Here is a 16415-nt window from a genome sequence, read left to right on the forward strand (position 1 = left end):
GGCCTCGCTCGGCGAGCAGGACGGCATCTTCGGCGGGAGGAAGCCCGACCTGGACGCCCTGTTCTCGTGAGCGCCTCCGGGAGCACTCATGTACTGACGAAGCCCGCCGGGACCGCGACAGGTCCCGGCGGGCCGGGCGGGGTGGGCGGTGGCCGCGTGCGGCGCACTCTGGACAGAGCGCGCACCCCGTTGCTCGGACTGGCAGGCCTGGCCGGGCTTGTGGTGTTGCTCGAGGTGCTGCCGCACACCGGTGTGGTCTCCGCGGCTTACCTTCCGCCCGCCTCCGAGATGGGCCGGGCGCTGACACCCTCACCGGTTGGGGCCTGGGTCTGGCCATCGCGGTGGTGGCCGGGGTGGTGATCGGATCGGTGCCGGTGCTGCGGGCGGTGACCGCCTCCACCATCGAGTTCCTGCGCCCCATCCCGTCGGTGGCGCTGATCCTGGTGGCGGTGCTGCTCGACGGCACCGACCTGGAGTCGACGCTGCTGCTGGTGGTGTACGCCTCCTGGCTCGCCGACGCCCACCAGGCCTACCCGTGGCAGTTGTCCGGCGGAATGCAGCAGCGCGTTGCCACCCCGCGCCGAACTGGAGGACCTCATCCGGCGGTTGTGGCGCGAACTGGGCGTCACCGTCCTGTTCGTCACCCATGACATCGACGAAGCCGTCTATCTCGGCCAGCGCACCATCATCCTGTCCACCTCACCGACCGTGGTGCTGGAGGATCTGGCGATCGATCTCCCCGACGAGCGCGACCAGTTGCACACCCGCTCCAGCACCCGCTTCGCCGAACTGCGCGCCCACGTCTACGAGCAGATCCAGCGCGCCAAGCACCACAACGGCGATACGCATACAGCAGTGGCCGGCCGCAGCGCCGAGCTCGCCCTCCACAAGTCCGAGTCCTGACACGCCGTCCGACGCAGGGGCCGTAACACATGGACGACAACGAGCCCGGGCGGTACTTCGTGCAGTCCCTCGAACGAGGGCGGGTGATGATCGCCGTCCTGCTGGCGCACACCGTGGACGCCGCAGCGAGCCAGCTCGGGCCAGCACCTGGCTTCCTGATCAGCAGCCCCTTGGTACCAAGCCAGCAAGCTCCCCGCTCAGGATGGGAGCTGTCCACGGGAGAGTTGCGGCTGCCCGCACTCCGGCCGGCTCAATCCACCTATGGCACCAAGTGGGCCAGGTTGCCCGGGAGCCGGGCGGTAGCAACCGACGATGGGCGCCACGTCAGCGTCGCAGCCCGGGGCCGCCTGCACGAGGGCGGCGAGGTGAACCTGCAGCACGGTGTCCGCGTCGGCGCGGCCCTCCTGCGCCGGTGTGTGCGGCTCCACGCCGGCCGGGGGCGCTGGAGGGGGGAGTCCTTGTGTGCGGTGCGGCGCTGTTCGGCGGCCCGGATGGGATCCCGGAAGCGTTCGACTTCGCGCAGACGGGCGGCGCGTGAGGCCTTGCCGTCGAGGCTGCTGGTCTTACGCCGATCTTTCGACTTCTTGTCCTTCGGCCCGCCGTGGTCTCCGCTGGTGAGCTGCACGCGCTTGGAGGCATCGAGAAGATCCCGTGCGGTGGGCCGGGGCTGGGCCCGCGTCCTACGCACGGAGCCTGGCGTCATGCCTCCTCGGCGCCGCGGGCCGGTACGGAGCCGTACTGGCTGCGCAGGCGGGCCTTGAGGATCTTGCCGGTGGCGTTGCGGGGGAGGGTGTCTACGAGGACGACCGACTTCGGGAGCTTGTACTTGGCGAGTCGGCCAGACAGCGAGTCCATGATGTCGTCGGGCGACACGTCGGAGCCCGCGCGGGGCACGACCAGCGCTCTGCCCACTTCGCCCCATCGTTCGTCGGGTACGCCGATCACCGCGCATTCGGCGACCGCGGGATGCTGGTAGAGGAGTTGCTCGACCTCGGCCGGATAGACGTTCTCTCCGCCGGAGATGTACATGTCCTTGATCCGGTCGACGATCGTGACGTACCCCTCCTCGTCGACGGTGGCCGCATCCCCGGAGCGGAACCAACTTCCTTGGACGAAGGCGTCCTTGGTCGCTTCGGGCCACTGCCAGTAGCCCTTCATCACGTTGAGGCCCTCGATGATCACCTCGCCGACCTCGCCCGGTGCGACATCGGTGAGGTCGGGCCGCACCACGCGTACGTCGGTGAAGAAGCAGGGCGTGCCGGCCGAGCCGGCCTTGCGGATGCTGTCCCGCTCGCGCAGCCCCAGCGCGGCGGGAGCGGTCTCGGTCAGGCCGTACGCCTGGAGGAAGGTCAGGCCACGGTCCTGGTACGTATGGATGAGGGCCTTGGGTACGGGTGCCGCCGCGCACATCAGGATCCGGATCGACGACAGGTCGGCCGTCGCCCACCGCGGCGACCGGGCCATGGCCTGGTACATCGCGGGCACGCCGAACATCCTCGTCACCCGGTGCTCGTCGATGACGTCAAGAACCCGTTCCGGGTCGAAGCCGCGCATCAGCACCGACGTCCCTCCTTTGAGGAAGCCCGGTAGGAAGACGGTGTTGAGGGCGGCGGTGTGGAACATCGGTGCCACCACCAGAGCGACGTCGTCGGTGGTGATGTCCACGTCCAGCAGGATGTTGAAGCAGTTCCAGGCGATGTTGGCGTGAGTGAGCATGACGCCCTTGGGACGGCCGCTGGTGCCGGAGGTGTACTGGATCATGCACACTTCCTCCAGGCCGACCGTCTCGTCCAGGGGGTCGTCCGGCGCGCTCGCGAGTAGCTCCTCGTACGCCGTCCCCACCTCGACGTAGTGCTTCACCTCGGCGTCGTCCCTGAATGCGTCGACGACGTCGGTGAGTTCGGCCCCGAACACCAGCACCGACGCTCCCGAGTCGCTCAGGATGAAGGCCAACTCGGGTGCCGCGAGGCGGGTGTTGAGCGGGACGAAGACGGCGCCCAGCGCGCTCGTGGCGAACAGGGTTTCCGCCAGGGCCGGATGGTTCGCGCCGAGGTAGGCCACCCGGTCGCCGTGTCCGACCCCCAGGGCACGCAGGGCGTGAGCGAGCCGCGTCACGCGCGCGGCCAGCTCCCCGTAGGACAGGGATCCACCGTCGTTCACGACGGCGGTGGCCTCTGGTGCCATGCGGGCGCGCCGCGCGGGCCACGAGCCGAGCCCTTGATCGCGCATGGTGCGTCTCCCTTCTCTCAGATCTCTCAGAGCCAGTCGGGCCATGTGTAGTCGGTTGAGTCGTCGTGGTCCCGGTGTGGGGGCAACGGGGCGAGCCGCCCCTGGGAGAAGACCAGCGGTGCGGCGCCGGTCTTCTCCACCCCGAGTTCCCGGACGCGGCCGAGGACGAAGTAGTGGTCGCCGAGGGTCCACACGTCGGCGATGTCGCAGTCGATCCAGGCGACGACGCCCGCCAGGACGGGGCTGCCCGAGGCCGCGCTGCGCCACGGGTGGCGGTCGAAGACGTCGGGTGCCTTGGCGCTGACGTCCCGGCAGAGGCCCTCCTGGCCGGCGGCCAGCACGTTCACGCAGAAGGCGCCTCCGGCCATGATCCTGGGCCAGGTCGTGGAGGAGCGGCCGGGGAAGAACGCGACGAGCGGGGGGTCCAGGGACACCGAGGTGAACGAGCCGATGACCATGCCGACCGGGGTGTCGTCGGGTGCGGTCGCGGTGACCACCGTGACACCCGTCGGGTAGTGGCCGAGCACGTGCCGGAACCGGCCGGGGTCGTCCGCCTGGCCGCCGCCGGGCGCCGTCGCGGCGGGCGTCGGGCGGTTCACGACGGAGTCTCCACGCCGAGCAGAGAGCGGGCGTATCCCGTCGCCCACCAGCCGTGCTGCGCGTTGATGTGCGTCTTGTACGTGGCGACGTCGCGCAGGTACCGCTGCATGCGCTCGCCGTTCGCCAGCCCGCTGGAGCCACTGGCCGAGGCCAGCATCTCGACGGCCTGGCAGGCCAGTTGGCCGGACTGCCGGGCCGTGAGGGAGAGGGCCTGGTCGTCCAGTTCGGAGAAGGGCTCGCCCTCTGCCAGGCCCCGGGCCGCGTAGGCGGTGTAGTCGTCGGTGACCGACAGGATGATCCGCTGCGCGCTGTCGGCCAGGGCCGTGGCCAGTCCGAGGTTACGCTGGTGTTCCGGGTCGTGGCTGCGCGGCTTGAACGGGGGCAGCGGACTGTTCTTGGTGGTGATGATCCGCTGGTACTCGTCGACCGCGGCCCAGGCGGTGCCCGCCACGATCGAACACAGCTGGATGTTGAAGAACGACATCAGCCGGCCCGCGTACATCGGGTTGCCGTGCAGTTCGACACCTGGTCCGCCGGTGGCGTCGTTCGCCAGGAGGTGGGTCCTGGACACGTACTCGTGCGGGACGAGGACGTCCTCGGCCACGACGCTGTTGGAGCCGCTGCCGCGGAAGCCCAGGATCTCGCCCCAGTTGTCGAGCATCCGCCAGCCGGAGGGGACGAGCACCAGGCCCTGCGTGGGCATGCCGCCCTGCTCGTCGACGATGAGCACACCGCCGAGGAAGTGCGTGGAGACGTTGACCCCGGAGGCGTAGTCCCAGCGGCCGTTGACCAGGTACCCGTCGGGGGTCCTCGTCGCTGTGGCGCTCGGGGCGATCGGCAACGGGGCCCGGAAGTCGCCGTCCGGCCCGAACACCTCGCGCTGGGTGCTCTCGGGGAAGCGGCCGGCCACCACCAGGCTGTGGGAGGCGGCCAGACACAGGTTCCATCCGCTGGACGGGCAGCCGCGAGCCACCTCGGTGACCATCCGGGAGTAGGTCCGCAGACCGAACTCGTAACCGCCGAAGCGGCGTGGCTGAAGGGCCCGGTAGAAACCGGACTCCAGGAACGCCTTGTGCGTGTCCTCGGAGATGCCGGTCCGCTGTTCGGTCTCATCCTGACGGTCCCGCAGCCAGGTCCTCATGCCGGTGGCCCGGCGCACCAGTTCCTCCGGTGTCAGGTCCGGTTCCGGCTGCGGAATCTCGATGTTTTTTTCGGCTGCCTCGGTTGTCTCGGTTGTCTCGGACAATTCGCACCCCATCCGCTGCTGTTCTGTGTCGACCTGAACGGAGTGTCGGCAGCGCGGCGAAGGCCCGTCCAATGCCGGTGCCCATGCCGCTGATGAGCGCCATGCATCACAGCAGGTCGCAGGGGTGCCGGGAAAGCCGGACATTTCTGCCTGGTGACGTGCGGGGAACCGCGCTGTAACCTGACCCGGACCACAACGCGGTGGACCTCGCCTTTCTGGAGGGCGGAGTGGAACTCCGGAACCTGCGCCATTTCTCGGCGCTCGCCGAGACCCTGAATTACAGGGTCGCCGCCGAGCGGCTGCACCTCACCCAGCCCGCGCTGACGCGCTCGATCGCCTCCCTGGAGCGTGAGCTGGGCGTCCGGCTGTTCGACCGCGACAAACGGCACGTGGCGCTCACCGCCGACGGTGCGGAACTGCTCGAACGGGCGGGCGAGGTGCTGGCCGACGCCGAGCGGCTCTCCGCCGCCGCGGGCGCCATCCGGGCCAGGCGACGGGACGAGGTGCGGGTCGCGTGCTACGGCGTGGCTCTGGCCGAACTCACTCATCCGGTCATCGAGGCGTTCTGCGAGCGGTATCCCAGCGTCACGATCCGGGTACACGAAGCGGACTTCCACCAGGGTCTCGCCCCGCTGCTGGCCGGCGAGTACGACGTGGCGCTGTTGCCCCTGAACGTCGACATGCCGGGCCTGACACGAGTACCGATCTTCACCGAGCCCGCTTCCCTCGCGCTATGGAAGGGGCATCCGCTGGCCTCGGCAGCCGCGGTGGACGTGACCGAGGTCTTCGATCAGCCCTGGGTCACCCCCGAGCCGGGCCTCGACTTCTGGGTGGGCGGACGAAACGGGGACGACGACGCCCCGACGGTCGGCTTCCACGCCCGCTCGGCCCAGGACGTGGCCTTGAAGATCGCCTACCAGCACATGGTGGGACTGATGCCGCTGTCGGCCACCCGGATGTTCCCGCACCCGGGAGTGGAGAACGTCGCTCCGAAGGAGCCCCTCGGCTTGGTGGCCGCCGTCGCCTTTCCGGAGGCCGGTCACTCGCCCGCCGCCCCGGCCTTCGCCGAGCTCGCCCGCCGGGTGGCCCGACGTGCGAGCGGCGTTCCGTACGCCGAACTCGCCCGGTAGAAGCGGTCAGCCGCCGTACGGCGGCTCGCCCGCCCATGCCGCGTGCAGGACGGCGCGCAGATCGTCGGCGGACGCCGGGCGGGGATTCGCGTACGGTGCCCCGAGCGCGAGGTCGACCGCACGGTCCACGTCGGCGGCGGTCAGACCCAGCTCGGCGAGCGATCGAGGGATGCCCAGCCGCCCGCCCAACTCGTACAACTCCCGTGCCGGGTCCGGGACATCGAGCGCCCGGCGCAGTGCCGCAAGCGCCTCGGGTGCCGCCGGGGCGTTGAACGCCAGCACGTGGGGCAGGACGACGGCGTGCGTCTCGGCGTGCGGCAGGTCGAAGGTGCCGCCGAGCACATGGCAGAGCTTGTGGTGCAGCCCCATGGTGGTCGCGCCGAGACAGGTACCGCACAGCCACGCCCCGTACAGCGCGCGGCTGCGGGCGGACGGCTCGGTGGGGGCGGACACGATGTCGGGGAGGGCGCCGACCAGAGCCCGTACACCCTCCTCCGCCATGAGCGCGACGATCGGGGTGGTGTTCGGGGCGTACAGAGCCTCGACGGCGTGGGCGATCGCGTTCATGCCACTCGTCGCGGACCCCACACGCGGCATGGTGAGCGTGAGCAGCGGGTCGTACACGACGCTGCGCGGCAACACCTTCGGGTCGCGCCCGGTGCGTTTGACCGCGCCTTCGGTCAGGCCCCAGACGGGGGTCATCTCCGAGCCGGCGTACGTCGTCGGGACGGCGACGATCGGCACGCCGGTCCGGAGTGCGACGGCCTTGGCCAGGCCGGTCACGGAACCCCCGCCGACCGCCACGCAGCCGTCGGCACGGGCTTCGCGAGCCGCCTCGACGGCCAGGTCGGCGACCTTCACCGGGACGTGCGTCACCGCCCCCGCGTACAGCCCGGCGCAGGCGTCGCCGAGAGACGCGGCGACGGCACGGGCCGTGTCCAGGCCATGGTCGTCGCACAGCACGAGGACGCGGCGCAGTCCGAGAAGCGCGGCCTCGTCGGGCACCGCTCCCGGCACGGCACCCGACCGGAAGACGACGCGCATCGGCTGTGCCTGGTAGGTGAAGTCCAGGGCCTCGCCCTTCACACGATCACCGGTTGCAGCACGATGTCGAAGCGAGCCCGGCGGAAGGGGTTGGCCAGGCCCAGCTCTGCGGCCTCCTCGGGGGAGTCCACCTCGACGAACTCCTCGACCAGGCTCTCCTTCACGGCGAAGACGGCGTCCGACTCCAGATAGTCGCTGCCCGCCACGAAGATGTGCGTCGTCACCGGGCTGTGCCCCTCGGCGCCCACGATGAAGTGGACATGGGCGGGACGGTAGGGGTGGCGGCCGGTCGCCTCCAGCAGGGAGCCGACCGGCCCGTCCGTCGGAATCGGATACGGGCTGGGAACGCACGAGCGGAACCAGAACCGCCCTTCCGCGTCCGCCGTGAACAGCCCGCGCCCATTGCCCGGTGGCTGCTTCTCCGGCTGCTGGACGTCGTAGAAGCCCTGGTCGTCGGCCTGCCACACGTCCAGCGTCGCACCGGGCAGCGGGGTGCCGTCGACGGAGACGACCCGTCCGCTGATCACGCAGGGCTCGCCGGCGCCGACCAGGTCGATGGTGGCCCCGAGTTCCCGGATCGGGGACTCGGTCATGTGGAACGGGCCGAGCACCGTGGAGTCGGTCGCGGCGGCCGCCTTGTGGTCGTTGATCGTCTCGACGAGCATCGACACTCCCAGGACGTCCGACAGCAGGATGAACTCCTGCCGGGTGTCGTCGCACATGTGCCCGGTGGCGGTGAGGAAGTCGATCGCCCGCTCCCACTCGGCCTGGGTCGGCTCGATGTCCCGTACGAAGTCGTGCAGGTGACGCGTCAGGGAGGTCAGCACCTCGCGCAGTCGGGGATCGGAGGTGTGGGCGAAGCTTTCCAGCACCGCCGTCGTCGTCGCGGTCTTCGCGGTCTTCGCGGTGAAGTCCATGGCCGCTCAGCCCCGTCCGAGAGTCTGCCGGAGCGCGTCGCCCAGTGCGGCCGTGACGTCACCGGTGGCGCCCTGGCGGCGGAAGGCCACGTGGTTGTCCGGCCGTACCAGCAGTGCGCCCGAGTCGCCGATCTCCCGCAGCCGGGCCCAGTCCCCGTACGGGTCCTCGTACTCCTGGCCGGGGCCGATGACCGCCGTGGTGATCTCCAGGCCGAACTCTTTGCCGAGGATGCGGGCGGCCTCCGTCCAGGGCTCGCCGCCGATGCCGGTGATCAGGGTGAACCGGCCGTTCCCGCCCAGGTCCAGGGTGGACAGATTGCGGGTGCCGGAGGTGATCCAGGCGTGCGGGAGCCTGGCGCCGGGGCGGGTGCTCGGCTGGAAGTGCAGCTCGGGGTCGCGTGCGAAGCCGGGGTCCGGTGTGCCGTCCGGGACGATCGCGGCGGAGGCGTAGCGCTGGTTGAGTTCCACGCCGTGGGCGTTGAACTCGTACGCCTTGAAGGCTATCGCCTCCCGCAGCCGCGCCCGCTGCCCCTCAGCCTCCTCGGTGGTGTCCTTGCGGGCGGCGATGTTCCGCCACAGCTGTTCGGGGGTCTGCGGCGCCAGGCCGCCGAGCGCCTCGAAGACGGGTGCCGTCTCACCGATGGACTGGTTGGCCCGGGTGACGACCTGCTTGCCGACCGGCGCGCGCTCGTCGCTGTAGGTGTCCAGCAGGGACGGGGACGCGGTGCCGTCCAGGACCAGCTTCAGCTTCCACGCCAGGTTGTAGGAGTCCTGGAGGGAGGTGTTGGAGCCCAGCCCGTTGGACGGTGGGTGACGGTGGCAGGCGTCGCCCGCGCAGAACACCCGGCCGTTCGAGTAGGTCTCGGCGTACATCTCGTTGACCGTCCACGCGGAGGACGACTTGATGGTCACCGGGATCTCGTCGTCGCCGATCAGCTTGCGTACGACGGACAGGGCGTACTCCTCGGTGAGGTCCGGCGGCCCGGCATTGACGTCGTAGCCCCACACGATCAGCCACTCGTTCCACGTCCGTACGCAGCGCACCAGGCCGGCGCCGATGCCGCCCACGGTCGCGCCGGGCGCCAGCACCCAGTACAGGGTGGCGGGGCGGTGCGCCACGTACTTGGTGAGGTCCGCGTCGAAGACGATGTTGATACTGCCGGCCACGCCCATCTGGCCGCCCATCGGCAGCCCGGCGTCCTCGGCCACCTTGCTGCGGCCGCCGTCCGCGCCGATCAGGTACTTGGCGCGGATGGTGTACGTGTCGCCGCGCAGCCGGTCGCGGACCGTGGCGGTCACGCCGTCGGCGTCCTGTTCGTGCGACAGGTACTCGGTGCCGAACCGCAGTTGGCTTCCGCGTGCTATGGCCGCGTTCACGAGCACCGGCTCCATGAGGTGCTGCGGCATGTCGCACATCCGGGTGGGGCTGGCCAGCTCGTGTGCGGCCTGCACGAGCGGCTCGTTGCCCCAGGACCTCAGCCGGCCGAGCTCCTCGCCCGCGAGGGCGGTGCAGAAGACGGTGTTGCCCATCAGGTGCTGCGGGGTGGCCTGGGCGATCACGTCCTCTTCGACACCGAGGTCACGCAGCACTTCCATGGTGCGCTGGTTGGTGATGTGCGCCCGGGGCGTGTCCGCGAGGCGTGAGTAGCGGGTGACCATGACGTTCGGCACGCCATAGGTGCTCAGTGCCAGTGCGGCGCTCGCTCCCGCAGGACCGCTGCCCACGATGAGCACCTCGGTCTCGACGGTCGGCACGGTTGTCATCGGGACGTTTCCTCCACTGCCGCGAGTCGCTTGTTCAGCCAGGTCATCAGTGCCTCGGCCACGTCGTCGGAGTTCTTCTCACCCATGGGCAGGTGACCGTTGCCCGTGAGCCCCAGGTCCGCCAGGCGCAGCAACTCGACGTCCGCACCGGCCTGGGCGAGGTAGCCGGCGACACCGTGCTGGAACGCCGCGAACGGTGAGGTGTCGGCCGCGACCACGGCGATCGGGAAGCCCCGCAGCCCTGGCAGGGACCGCACGGGGCCGGCGTGTTCGTCCTGGACCAGGCAGTCCTGCGGCCCCTCGTCCCCGGCCTCGCGCAGCCGGGTGCGCAGTTCCTCCGGGGTCCGCACCGGCGGGTCGTAGGTGATCGGGGCCGCGGTGAGCCCCCACTCCAGCTTTCCGAGGCCGGGCAGTTCGACGAACGGGGGTCCTATCGGCTCGATGGAGACGACGGCCTTCACCAGCCCGGGCCGTGCATCGGCGACCAACCAGCCGAAGGGCCCCCCCATGGAGTGGGTGATCAGCACGGCCGGTCCGATCCGGTCCAGCAACTCGGCCCCGCAGCGCCGCATCTGCTCCTCGTTCTCGGCGAAGGTGGGCAGCGTCGGGCCCTGGCTCGCCATCACCTGGTCCAGCGCGGAGTCGTCGCCGATTTCGCCGCTGCCGGGCCACTGGCTGCCGGGTCGTCCCGCTCCGTCGCAGAACAGCCAGCGGATGAACTCGTACGTCGGCGCCGCGCCCTCGATGGGCCCGAGGACATCGGGGTGGTACGGGGAGCGCCCGTGCCCCGGACGGTCGACCACGTACACGGCGTAACCGGCCTCGACGAACCGGGTGGCCCAGCCGGGGCGGCCGTCAGGCGTCGACAGGTAGTCCGAGCCCTGGCCGCCGCCCCCGTGGACCATCACCACGGGCAGCGGATGCCGGAGATCGGCCGGGATCTGGTACTGGACGTACATCGCGGCCTCGGCGGCGGTCCCGGCCTCGGTCGGCTTGCGCCCGACACCGACCCAGAACGCGCCTTGCTCGCTGATCGTCAACGGCGAGGCGGCACGGGCCGGCTCGGTGGTTCCGGGTGTGGGGGAGATGGTCATCGGTGAACCTCCGTCATGGCGTCTGCGCCCATGCCCAGCACTATTGGTGATCGGCTCCCGGGCGGTCCAATGCCGGTTGGGGACGCCGTGATGCATGGCGCTCATCAGCGTCCCCGAGGGCGGCTACTTCACCGGGAGGGTGCGCGTGGGGGCGAGGGTGACCAAGGCGTCGGTGTAGAGCGCGGCCTCCAGCTGCTCGACGACCGGCGGTTTGTGCGGCGGGTCGCGGTCGGAGAGACCGGTCACGTGGAAGCTGCCGGTGCCGACCCACCGCTTGGCGCGTACGACCTCGAAGGATCTGCATCCCCCTCTTTCGCCGCGTCGGCCGCCATGACCGCGAGGTAGGCGTGGGCGAGCATGGCCAGGGTGATGTGCCGATACCAGCCGATGTGACGACGGACCTCGTACTGGTCCAAGCCGCACTCGTTCTTCGCCGCCTGAAAGCACTCCTTTCGGACCTCGCTGTCGGCCGTGCGACCTCGGGCGCGCGCAGGCCGAAACTCCCCTTGCCCAGCGGGCAAGGGGAGTTTCGGTGGGCTTGAACCGGATACCGGTGTCAGCAGGAGCGCGAGCCCGCGAAGCCGACGCGGACGAGCTTCCACTGCTGGTTCACGCCGCCCCAGTCCGAGTACTGGACGATGCCGGTCCCGTCGGCGGAGGAGAAGCCCGGTACCTCGATGGCCTTCCCGCTGTTGCGGTTGATCAACCGGACGTATCCGTCCGGTGAGTCCACCAACCGGAACTGCTGGTTCAAGCCATCGTGGTCGCTCCACTGGTGGATGGCGGCGTTGTCGGCCGTCGACCAGCTGGAGACGTCCAGCAGCTTGCCGGAGTGCCTCGCCTTCAACCGGTAGTAGCCGCCACCGGAGTCCACGAACTGGAACTGCTGGTTGGTCCCGTCGTACCGGCCCCACTGCGTGATCGCGGCGCCGTCCGCGGAGCTCGCGCCCGCCACGTCCAGTGCCTTGCCGCTGTTGCGGTTGACCACGACGTACCAGGCGTTCGTGTCCACAGTGCCTGCTTGCGCCGTCGGCGCGCACGCGCGCAAGTCGAAGCGTTCCACCCGCACTTCGCCGCCGAGGGCCTGGGTGGCGTGGTTGAAGACGGCGAAGCGGTAGCCCATGAAGAAATGAGGTCTCTCGTTCATGGTGAAGGCCGGGCCGAGGGGGGTGAAGGTGGTGCCGTCGGTGCTGTAGGAGAACGTCGCCTCGCGGCCCGCTCCCGGGCTGATGTCGGCGGTGGCGCGCAGCCAGACGCGGCTGCCGGACGCGGGGAGGTCGGCGCGGGCCTGCTCGGTGCCGGTGCTGCTGGTGTTCCAGTTGGCGTCCATGGCCAGGCCGTCGAACATCACCAGCCTGCTGACGCCGTTCAGTCGCGTGACGCCGATCCAGGCGGAGGAGTCGCGCAGCATCGCCAGCCCGGCCCGGTCGCCGTCCGCCATCCCGGAGCAGTCGAGCACGACGGTCGCGGTGGAGGCGGGGCCCTGGATGCGGCGGGTGAGGGTGTTACGGGCGCTGTAGAGGTCGTCGGTGACGGTGGCGGTCCTGAGGGTGAGCCCGTTGTTGACGGTGAACGCGGCGGTGTCGGGGTTGTGGTTCCACTCCCAGTGCGGCGCCAGCGCCGTTCCCTCGAAGGTGTCGGCGCCGGTCATCGGCGGGAGCGGGTGCGGGGTGACCGGGTAGGGGTATGTCTCGCCCCACGCGCCGTCGACGGTCTGGAGTTCGGGCCAGCCGGCGGCGTTCCAGGTGACCGGGGCCAGGGCGGGGACGCGGCCGCCGGGATAGGCGTCGATGAAGCCCATGTAGTACCAGTCGCCGTTCGGGGTGTCGACCAGCGACCCCTGGTGCGGTATGCCGCCGCCGGGGATCGGGCCGGGCAGGTCCAACAGCACCTCCCGCATCTCGTACGGGCCGAAGGGGCCTGAGGTGGACTTCCAGATGTACTGGCCGTTGGGCGGGCGGGTGACGAAGATGTAGTAGTTCCCGTTGATCTTGTAGAAGCGGGAGCCCTCCATCAGGTGCAACGCGTCGGGCTTGGTGAGCACGTGCTCGGACCTGACCTCGGTGCGCATGTCCGCAGAGAGCTGCGCGACGCGGATCTCGTCGGCGCCGTACGCCACGTACGGGGTGCCGTCGTCGTCGAAGAGCAGCCCCGCGTCGTAGTAGATGCTGCCGATCTCGGCGTGCCGGGTCCAGGGGCCCGCCGCGTCGGTGGCGCTGTATACGTACGACCGCTGCCAGCCGATCTGGCCCAGCCAGTAGAAGGTCTTGTCGCTGGGGCGGTAGCGCATCGAGGACGCATAGATGCCCTGGACGTACGCCCGTCCGCCGTTGAGGTCGTACGCGTCGCCGAAGTCGAGGACCGGCACCGAGTGGCCGATGAACTCCCAGTTGACCAGGTCGTAGGAGCGCAGGACGGGCGCGCCCGGCGAGTAGTGCATGGTCGAGCCGCTGTAGTAGTACGTGTCGCCGACGCGGATGACCTCGAGGTCGGCGAAGTCCTGCCAGATCACCGGATTGGTGAACCGCTCCTGCTGGGCCGTCGTGGCCGCCGCCGCGCGCATCGCGCCTATCGCCGGCAGCGTGGCGCCTGCGGCCAGGCCGGCGGTGACCGCCATGACTCTCCGGCGGCTGTGGGGGTGTTGGAGCCAGGACATGCGAGATCAGCTTCCTTACGGGTAAGGGGACGGAGAGCGAAGTTCGAGATATCGGGCATCATTCTGAGTGTCGAACGGGAATATGGGAGGGGGCCGGAGGGGTGTCAACGCCGGGCGATCAGCGGGTGGTGAGCGGCTCGCCCACAGCAGTCGTCGTTCGGTGATCGTGCGCGCTTCGGGGCTCTCGAAGTCGTCCGGGCCAACTCCTCGTGGTCATGCCGGGAGGCTGTCCCCGTCGGAGCCCGGCCAAGTCCCGACCCCACTCGTTCAGGGGAGGTTGTGCAAGTCCACCCCTGACACGCCATCAGCCAACTACACTCCGCACGACGCCCGTGACCAGGCCAGATAGCGAAACGCTGCTGGAGTACCAGGAGGACTCCGTTAGGTCGCTCTGGCTCTGGGATTCTGGTTGGTGGCGGATGTTCTGGGCAGGGGGCGGTGGCAGGTGGTGCAGGTGCCGGTCCAGCAGTTCAGCAGGTCTTGGATGGTGTCGAGGATCTGGTAGAGAGTGAGTCCGCTGTATCGGCTTTTGGGGCCAGGCGCTGCTCGGTCGGGAACGCGTGGGCGGCGGTGACCAGGGTGACGTGGTGACGCCAGCCGGTCCAGGAGCGGCCCTGGAATCCCGGGACAGGGGCGGGGAGGGGCTCAGGTCCCGGGAGCGGGGGTCATCCGGCGGTCAGAGTGGTCCACTTCTGGTTGGAGCCGCCGTGGCAGTCCCACAGGTGGAGCTGCGTGCCGTCGGTCGTGGAGAAGCTCGGATCGTCGAGGCAGCGGCCGGAGGCGGGGTTGCGGTAGCCACCGTTGTAGGGCTGCCAGATCTGGTTGGAGCCGCCGTGGCAGGCCCAGAGCTGCACCTTGGTGCCGTTGGCCGTGCCGAAGCCGGCGGCGTCGAGGCATTTGCCCATGGAGCGCAGCGTGCCGTCGGTGTAGGCGGACCAGAACTGGTTGACGGCGCCGGTGCAGCTCCAGATCTGGACGGCGGTCCCGTCGGCGGTGCCGAAGCCGCTGACATCCATGCACTTGCCGCCCATGTCGGACTGCACGCGTGCGGGGGCGGGGGCGGGGTTCCTCAGCCACCCGGCGCTGTCCGCGGACTGGATGCCGCGGTGGAAGGCGTCGGCCATCTTCTGGTAGCCCGCGTCGTTGGGATGCAGGGCGTCGTCCAGGTCGGCCGTGGTCAGGCTGCTCATGTCCACGTATGCGACGTGCTTGCCCGCGGACTGTGCCTCGCTCACGATCTGGGGGATGGCCTGGTTGTACGCGGCACGGTACTGCTCCTCCGTGCCGCTGGTGGACACGACCAGGGAGGCCACGAGGACGGTCGCGTCGGGGACGTCGGCGGTGATCTGGTTGACCAGCGACTTCAGCCGGTCGGCGGCGGTGGAGACCTGATAGCTCCCGGCCAGGTCGTTGGTGCCGATCATCAGCGTCACGACGTTGGGCCGGTAGCGGGTCAGCGCGGTGTCGGCGAGTTCGGCGATCTGGTGGATCCTGTATCCCTGGTAACCTTCGTTGTCGGGGTCGGACATCGAACCGCCCCGCAACTTGCCGACGAAGTCCAGCGGATGGCCGTCTGCCGCGAGCTTGTCCCACAACGGACCCCGGTAGCCGTTGCCCGTGCTGCTTCCTATGCCCCAAGTGATGGAGTCGCCCAACGGCATGACCCGCAAGGGCGTGGTCGAGGCGGCGGAGGCAGGTGCCACACCTGCTGCCGTCATCCCGAGCGCGGCAGTGACCAGCGTGATGAGGGACAGGATCCAAGGCTTTCTCATGCAGTCGTCCTCTTCTGCGAGTGAGTGCTGAATTTGGCGGGGGCTGTTCGCCGTTCGTGTCGGCAACTCGGCTGCTGTGTGGTCCCGTTGGCATCGGCGGGCACATGACGTACTGGCGGAACGGCGTAGTGGGGAACCGCTTGCATCGCCGGCAGCGTGGCGCCTGCGGCCAGGCCGGCGGTGACCGCCATGACTCTCCGGCGGCTGTGGGGGTGTTGGAGCCAGGACATGCGAGATCAGCTTCCTCACGGGTAAGAGGACCGAGAGCCGAAGTTCGAAATGTCGGACAATATTCAGAGTGTCGAACGGGAATATAGGAGGGGGCAGGAGGGGTGTCAACGCCTCGGCGATCAGCGGGTGGTCAGCGGCTCGCCCACAGCGTCGTCGTTCGGTGATCGTGCGCGCTTCGGGGCTCTCGAAGTCGTCCGGGCCAACTCCTCGTGGTCATGCCGGGAGGCTGTCCCCGTCGGAGCCCGGTCAAGTCCCGACCCCACTCGTTGGAGGGGCGGTTGCGCAAGTCCGCCCCTGACACACCATCAGTCGACCGGATGTGCCTGTCGGTTGGTGATCACTGATGCGATGGGGGGACCGGATCGAGCCGATGACGCCGGCCGATCCGGTCCGCGGGCGGCGATGAGCGGATCTGCGCCGCACCCTGGAGGCCGTCGCGCGCGTGGAAGTACCGCACCTGCCGGCCCTCGCTCACCAGGCCGCACTTCACCTCGCGGCCATCCTCCTCCGGGCCTGCACGGGCCCCGGCTCCGCAGCCGAACTGATCACGGCGAGCCCGTCCGAGACGCCCCGCCGGTGCGAAGATCAACCCATGGACGGCCTCGTGCAGTTCCTTCGGGACCGCACACTGCGGGTGCGGACGCCGACGATCCCCTCGTGGTGCTGGCCGGTGGCGTGGTGCCGGTCGGCGGGGTAGGCAGCCACCGCCCGGTCCAGGGCGTCGCCGTCAACAGCCCCCGGCACGCCCGATCGCCGCCGACGACGGTGTACGCCGTCACCCGAGCAGGTGACGGCCCGCAGCGAGGGCCCGTGAACGGCCCACCCGAGG

At 69.9% G+C, this 16415-nt stretch carries 12 protein-coding genes and 6 pseudogenes; 4 read left to right on the forward strand and 14 right to left on the reverse strand.

The features are described 5' to 3' along the window. Positions 1-168 precede the first annotated feature (168 nt). Both AQJ91_RS58655 and AQJ91_RS58660 read left to right on the forward strand, forming a co-directional pair. Positions 169-509, forward strand: a pseudogene (locus AQJ91_RS58655) (ABC transporter permease); the annotation flags it as partial. Then, positions 510-903: pseudogene (locus tag AQJ91_RS58660) on the forward strand (ABC transporter ATP-binding protein); the annotation flags it as partial. 699 nt (positions 904-1602) lie between these two features. Here AQJ91_RS58660 and AQJ91_RS47320 read toward each other — a convergent pair. The 3 genes from AQJ91_RS47320 to AQJ91_RS47330 are packed head-to-tail and all read right to left on the reverse strand — an operon-like array spanning position 1603 to position 4978. Next, positions 1603-3132, reverse strand: a complete 1530-nt coding sequence (locus AQJ91_RS47320) for an acyl-CoA synthetase (protein ID WP_067036277.1) — start codon at positions 3130-3132, stop codon at positions 1603-1605. A gap of 26 nt (positions 3133-3158) precedes the next feature. Beyond that, positions 3159-3731 (reverse strand): flavin reductase family protein, encoded by a 573-nt coding sequence (locus AQJ91_RS47325; protein ID WP_067036281.1) that lies wholly within the window; start codon positions 3729-3731, stop codon positions 3159-3161. Beyond that, a complete protein-coding gene (locus tag AQJ91_RS47330; protein WP_067036284.1) occupies positions 3728-4978 on the reverse strand; it encodes an acyl-CoA dehydrogenase family protein in 1251 nt (416 codons plus the stop codon). Before AQJ91_RS47330 ends, AQJ91_RS47325 begins: the two co-directional genes overlap by 4 nt. Before the next feature lie 200 nt (positions 4979-5178). Here AQJ91_RS47330 and AQJ91_RS47335 point away from each other — a divergent pair, with 200 nt between their 5' ends. Continuing rightward, a complete protein-coding gene (locus tag AQJ91_RS47335) occupies positions 5179-6108 on the forward strand; it encodes a LysR family transcriptional regulator (RefSeq protein ID WP_067036287.1) in 930 nt (309 codons plus the stop codon). A 6-nt stretch (positions 6109-6114) separates the two neighbouring features. Here AQJ91_RS47335 and AQJ91_RS47340 read toward each other — a convergent pair whose 3' ends face one another. From AQJ91_RS47340 to AQJ91_RS47365, 10 genes and pseudogenes are all read right to left on the reverse strand, one after another. Continuing rightward, positions 6115-7194, reverse strand: a complete 1080-nt coding sequence (locus AQJ91_RS47340) for a maleylacetate reductase (RefSeq protein WP_234383463.1) — start codon at positions 7192-7194, stop codon at positions 6115-6117. Next, the gene (locus AQJ91_RS47345) at positions 7191-8069 is read right to left on the reverse strand and encodes an intradiol ring-cleavage dioxygenase (RefSeq protein ID WP_067036290.1); all 879 of its coding nucleotides are present in this window, start codon (positions 8067-8069) and stop codon (positions 7191-7193) included. The genes AQJ91_RS47340 and AQJ91_RS47345 overlap by 4 nt, the downstream gene beginning before the upstream one ends. A 6-nt stretch (positions 8070-8075) precedes the next feature. Further along, the gene (locus AQJ91_RS47350) at positions 8076-9833 is read right to left on the reverse strand and encodes an FAD-dependent oxidoreductase (protein ID WP_067036292.1); all 1758 of its coding nucleotides are present in this window, start codon (positions 9831-9833) and stop codon (positions 8076-8078) included. Further along, on the reverse strand, positions 9830-10927 hold the full coding sequence (locus AQJ91_RS47355) for an alpha/beta hydrolase (RefSeq protein WP_067036295.1): 1098 nt from the start codon (positions 10925-10927) through the stop codon (positions 9830-9832). The genes AQJ91_RS47350 and AQJ91_RS47355 overlap by 4 nt, the downstream gene beginning before the upstream one ends. A gap of 123 nt (positions 10928-11050) precedes the next feature. Next, entirely contained in the window at positions 11051-11173 is a 123-nt protein-coding gene (locus AQJ91_RS57665; protein WP_267891323.1) for a hypothetical protein, read from the reverse strand. After that, a pseudogene (locus tag AQJ91_RS51560) lies at positions 11170-11379 on the reverse strand (IS701 family transposase); the annotation flags it as partial. The gene AQJ91_RS57665 and the pseudogene AQJ91_RS51560, both read right to left, overlap by 4 nt. Before the next feature lie 104 nt (positions 11380-11483). Further along, a complete protein-coding gene (locus AQJ91_RS57115) occupies positions 11484-11996 on the reverse strand; it encodes an RICIN domain-containing protein (protein ID WP_234383465.1) in 513 nt (170 codons plus the stop codon). After that, a pseudogene (locus AQJ91_RS47360) lies at positions 11973-13583 on the reverse strand (glycoside hydrolase family 43 protein); the annotation flags it as partial. The pseudogene AQJ91_RS47360 and the gene AQJ91_RS57115, both read right to left, overlap by 24 nt. A gap of 470 nt (positions 13584-14053) precedes the next feature. Further along, a pseudogene (locus AQJ91_RS53220) lies at positions 14054-14203 on the reverse strand (IS701 family transposase); the annotation flags it as partial. Positions 14204-14248: 45 nt separating this feature from the next. Continuing rightward, the gene (locus AQJ91_RS47365; RefSeq protein ID WP_067036301.1) at positions 14249-15355 is read right to left on the reverse strand and encodes a ricin-type beta-trefoil lectin domain protein; all 1107 of its coding nucleotides are present in this window, start codon (positions 15353-15355) and stop codon (positions 14249-14251) included. Positions 15356-15934: 579 nt separating this feature from the next. Between AQJ91_RS47365 and AQJ91_RS55015 the strand changes: the two are divergent. Beyond that, positions 15935-16071: pseudogene (locus AQJ91_RS55015) on the forward strand (IS5/IS1182 family transposase); the annotation flags it as partial. A gap of 100 nt (positions 16072-16171) precedes the next feature. Here the strand turns inward: AQJ91_RS55015 and AQJ91_RS57120 are convergent. Continuing rightward, positions 16172-16415, reverse strand: a 244-nt coding sequence (locus AQJ91_RS57120) for a hypothetical protein (RefSeq protein WP_234383464.1), incomplete at its 5' end; no start/stop codon positions are given.

The organism is Streptomyces dysideae, assembly GCF_001514305.1.
Taxonomy (GTDB): Bacteria; Actinomycetota; Actinomycetes; order Streptomycetales; family Streptomycetaceae; genus Streptomyces; species Streptomyces dysideae.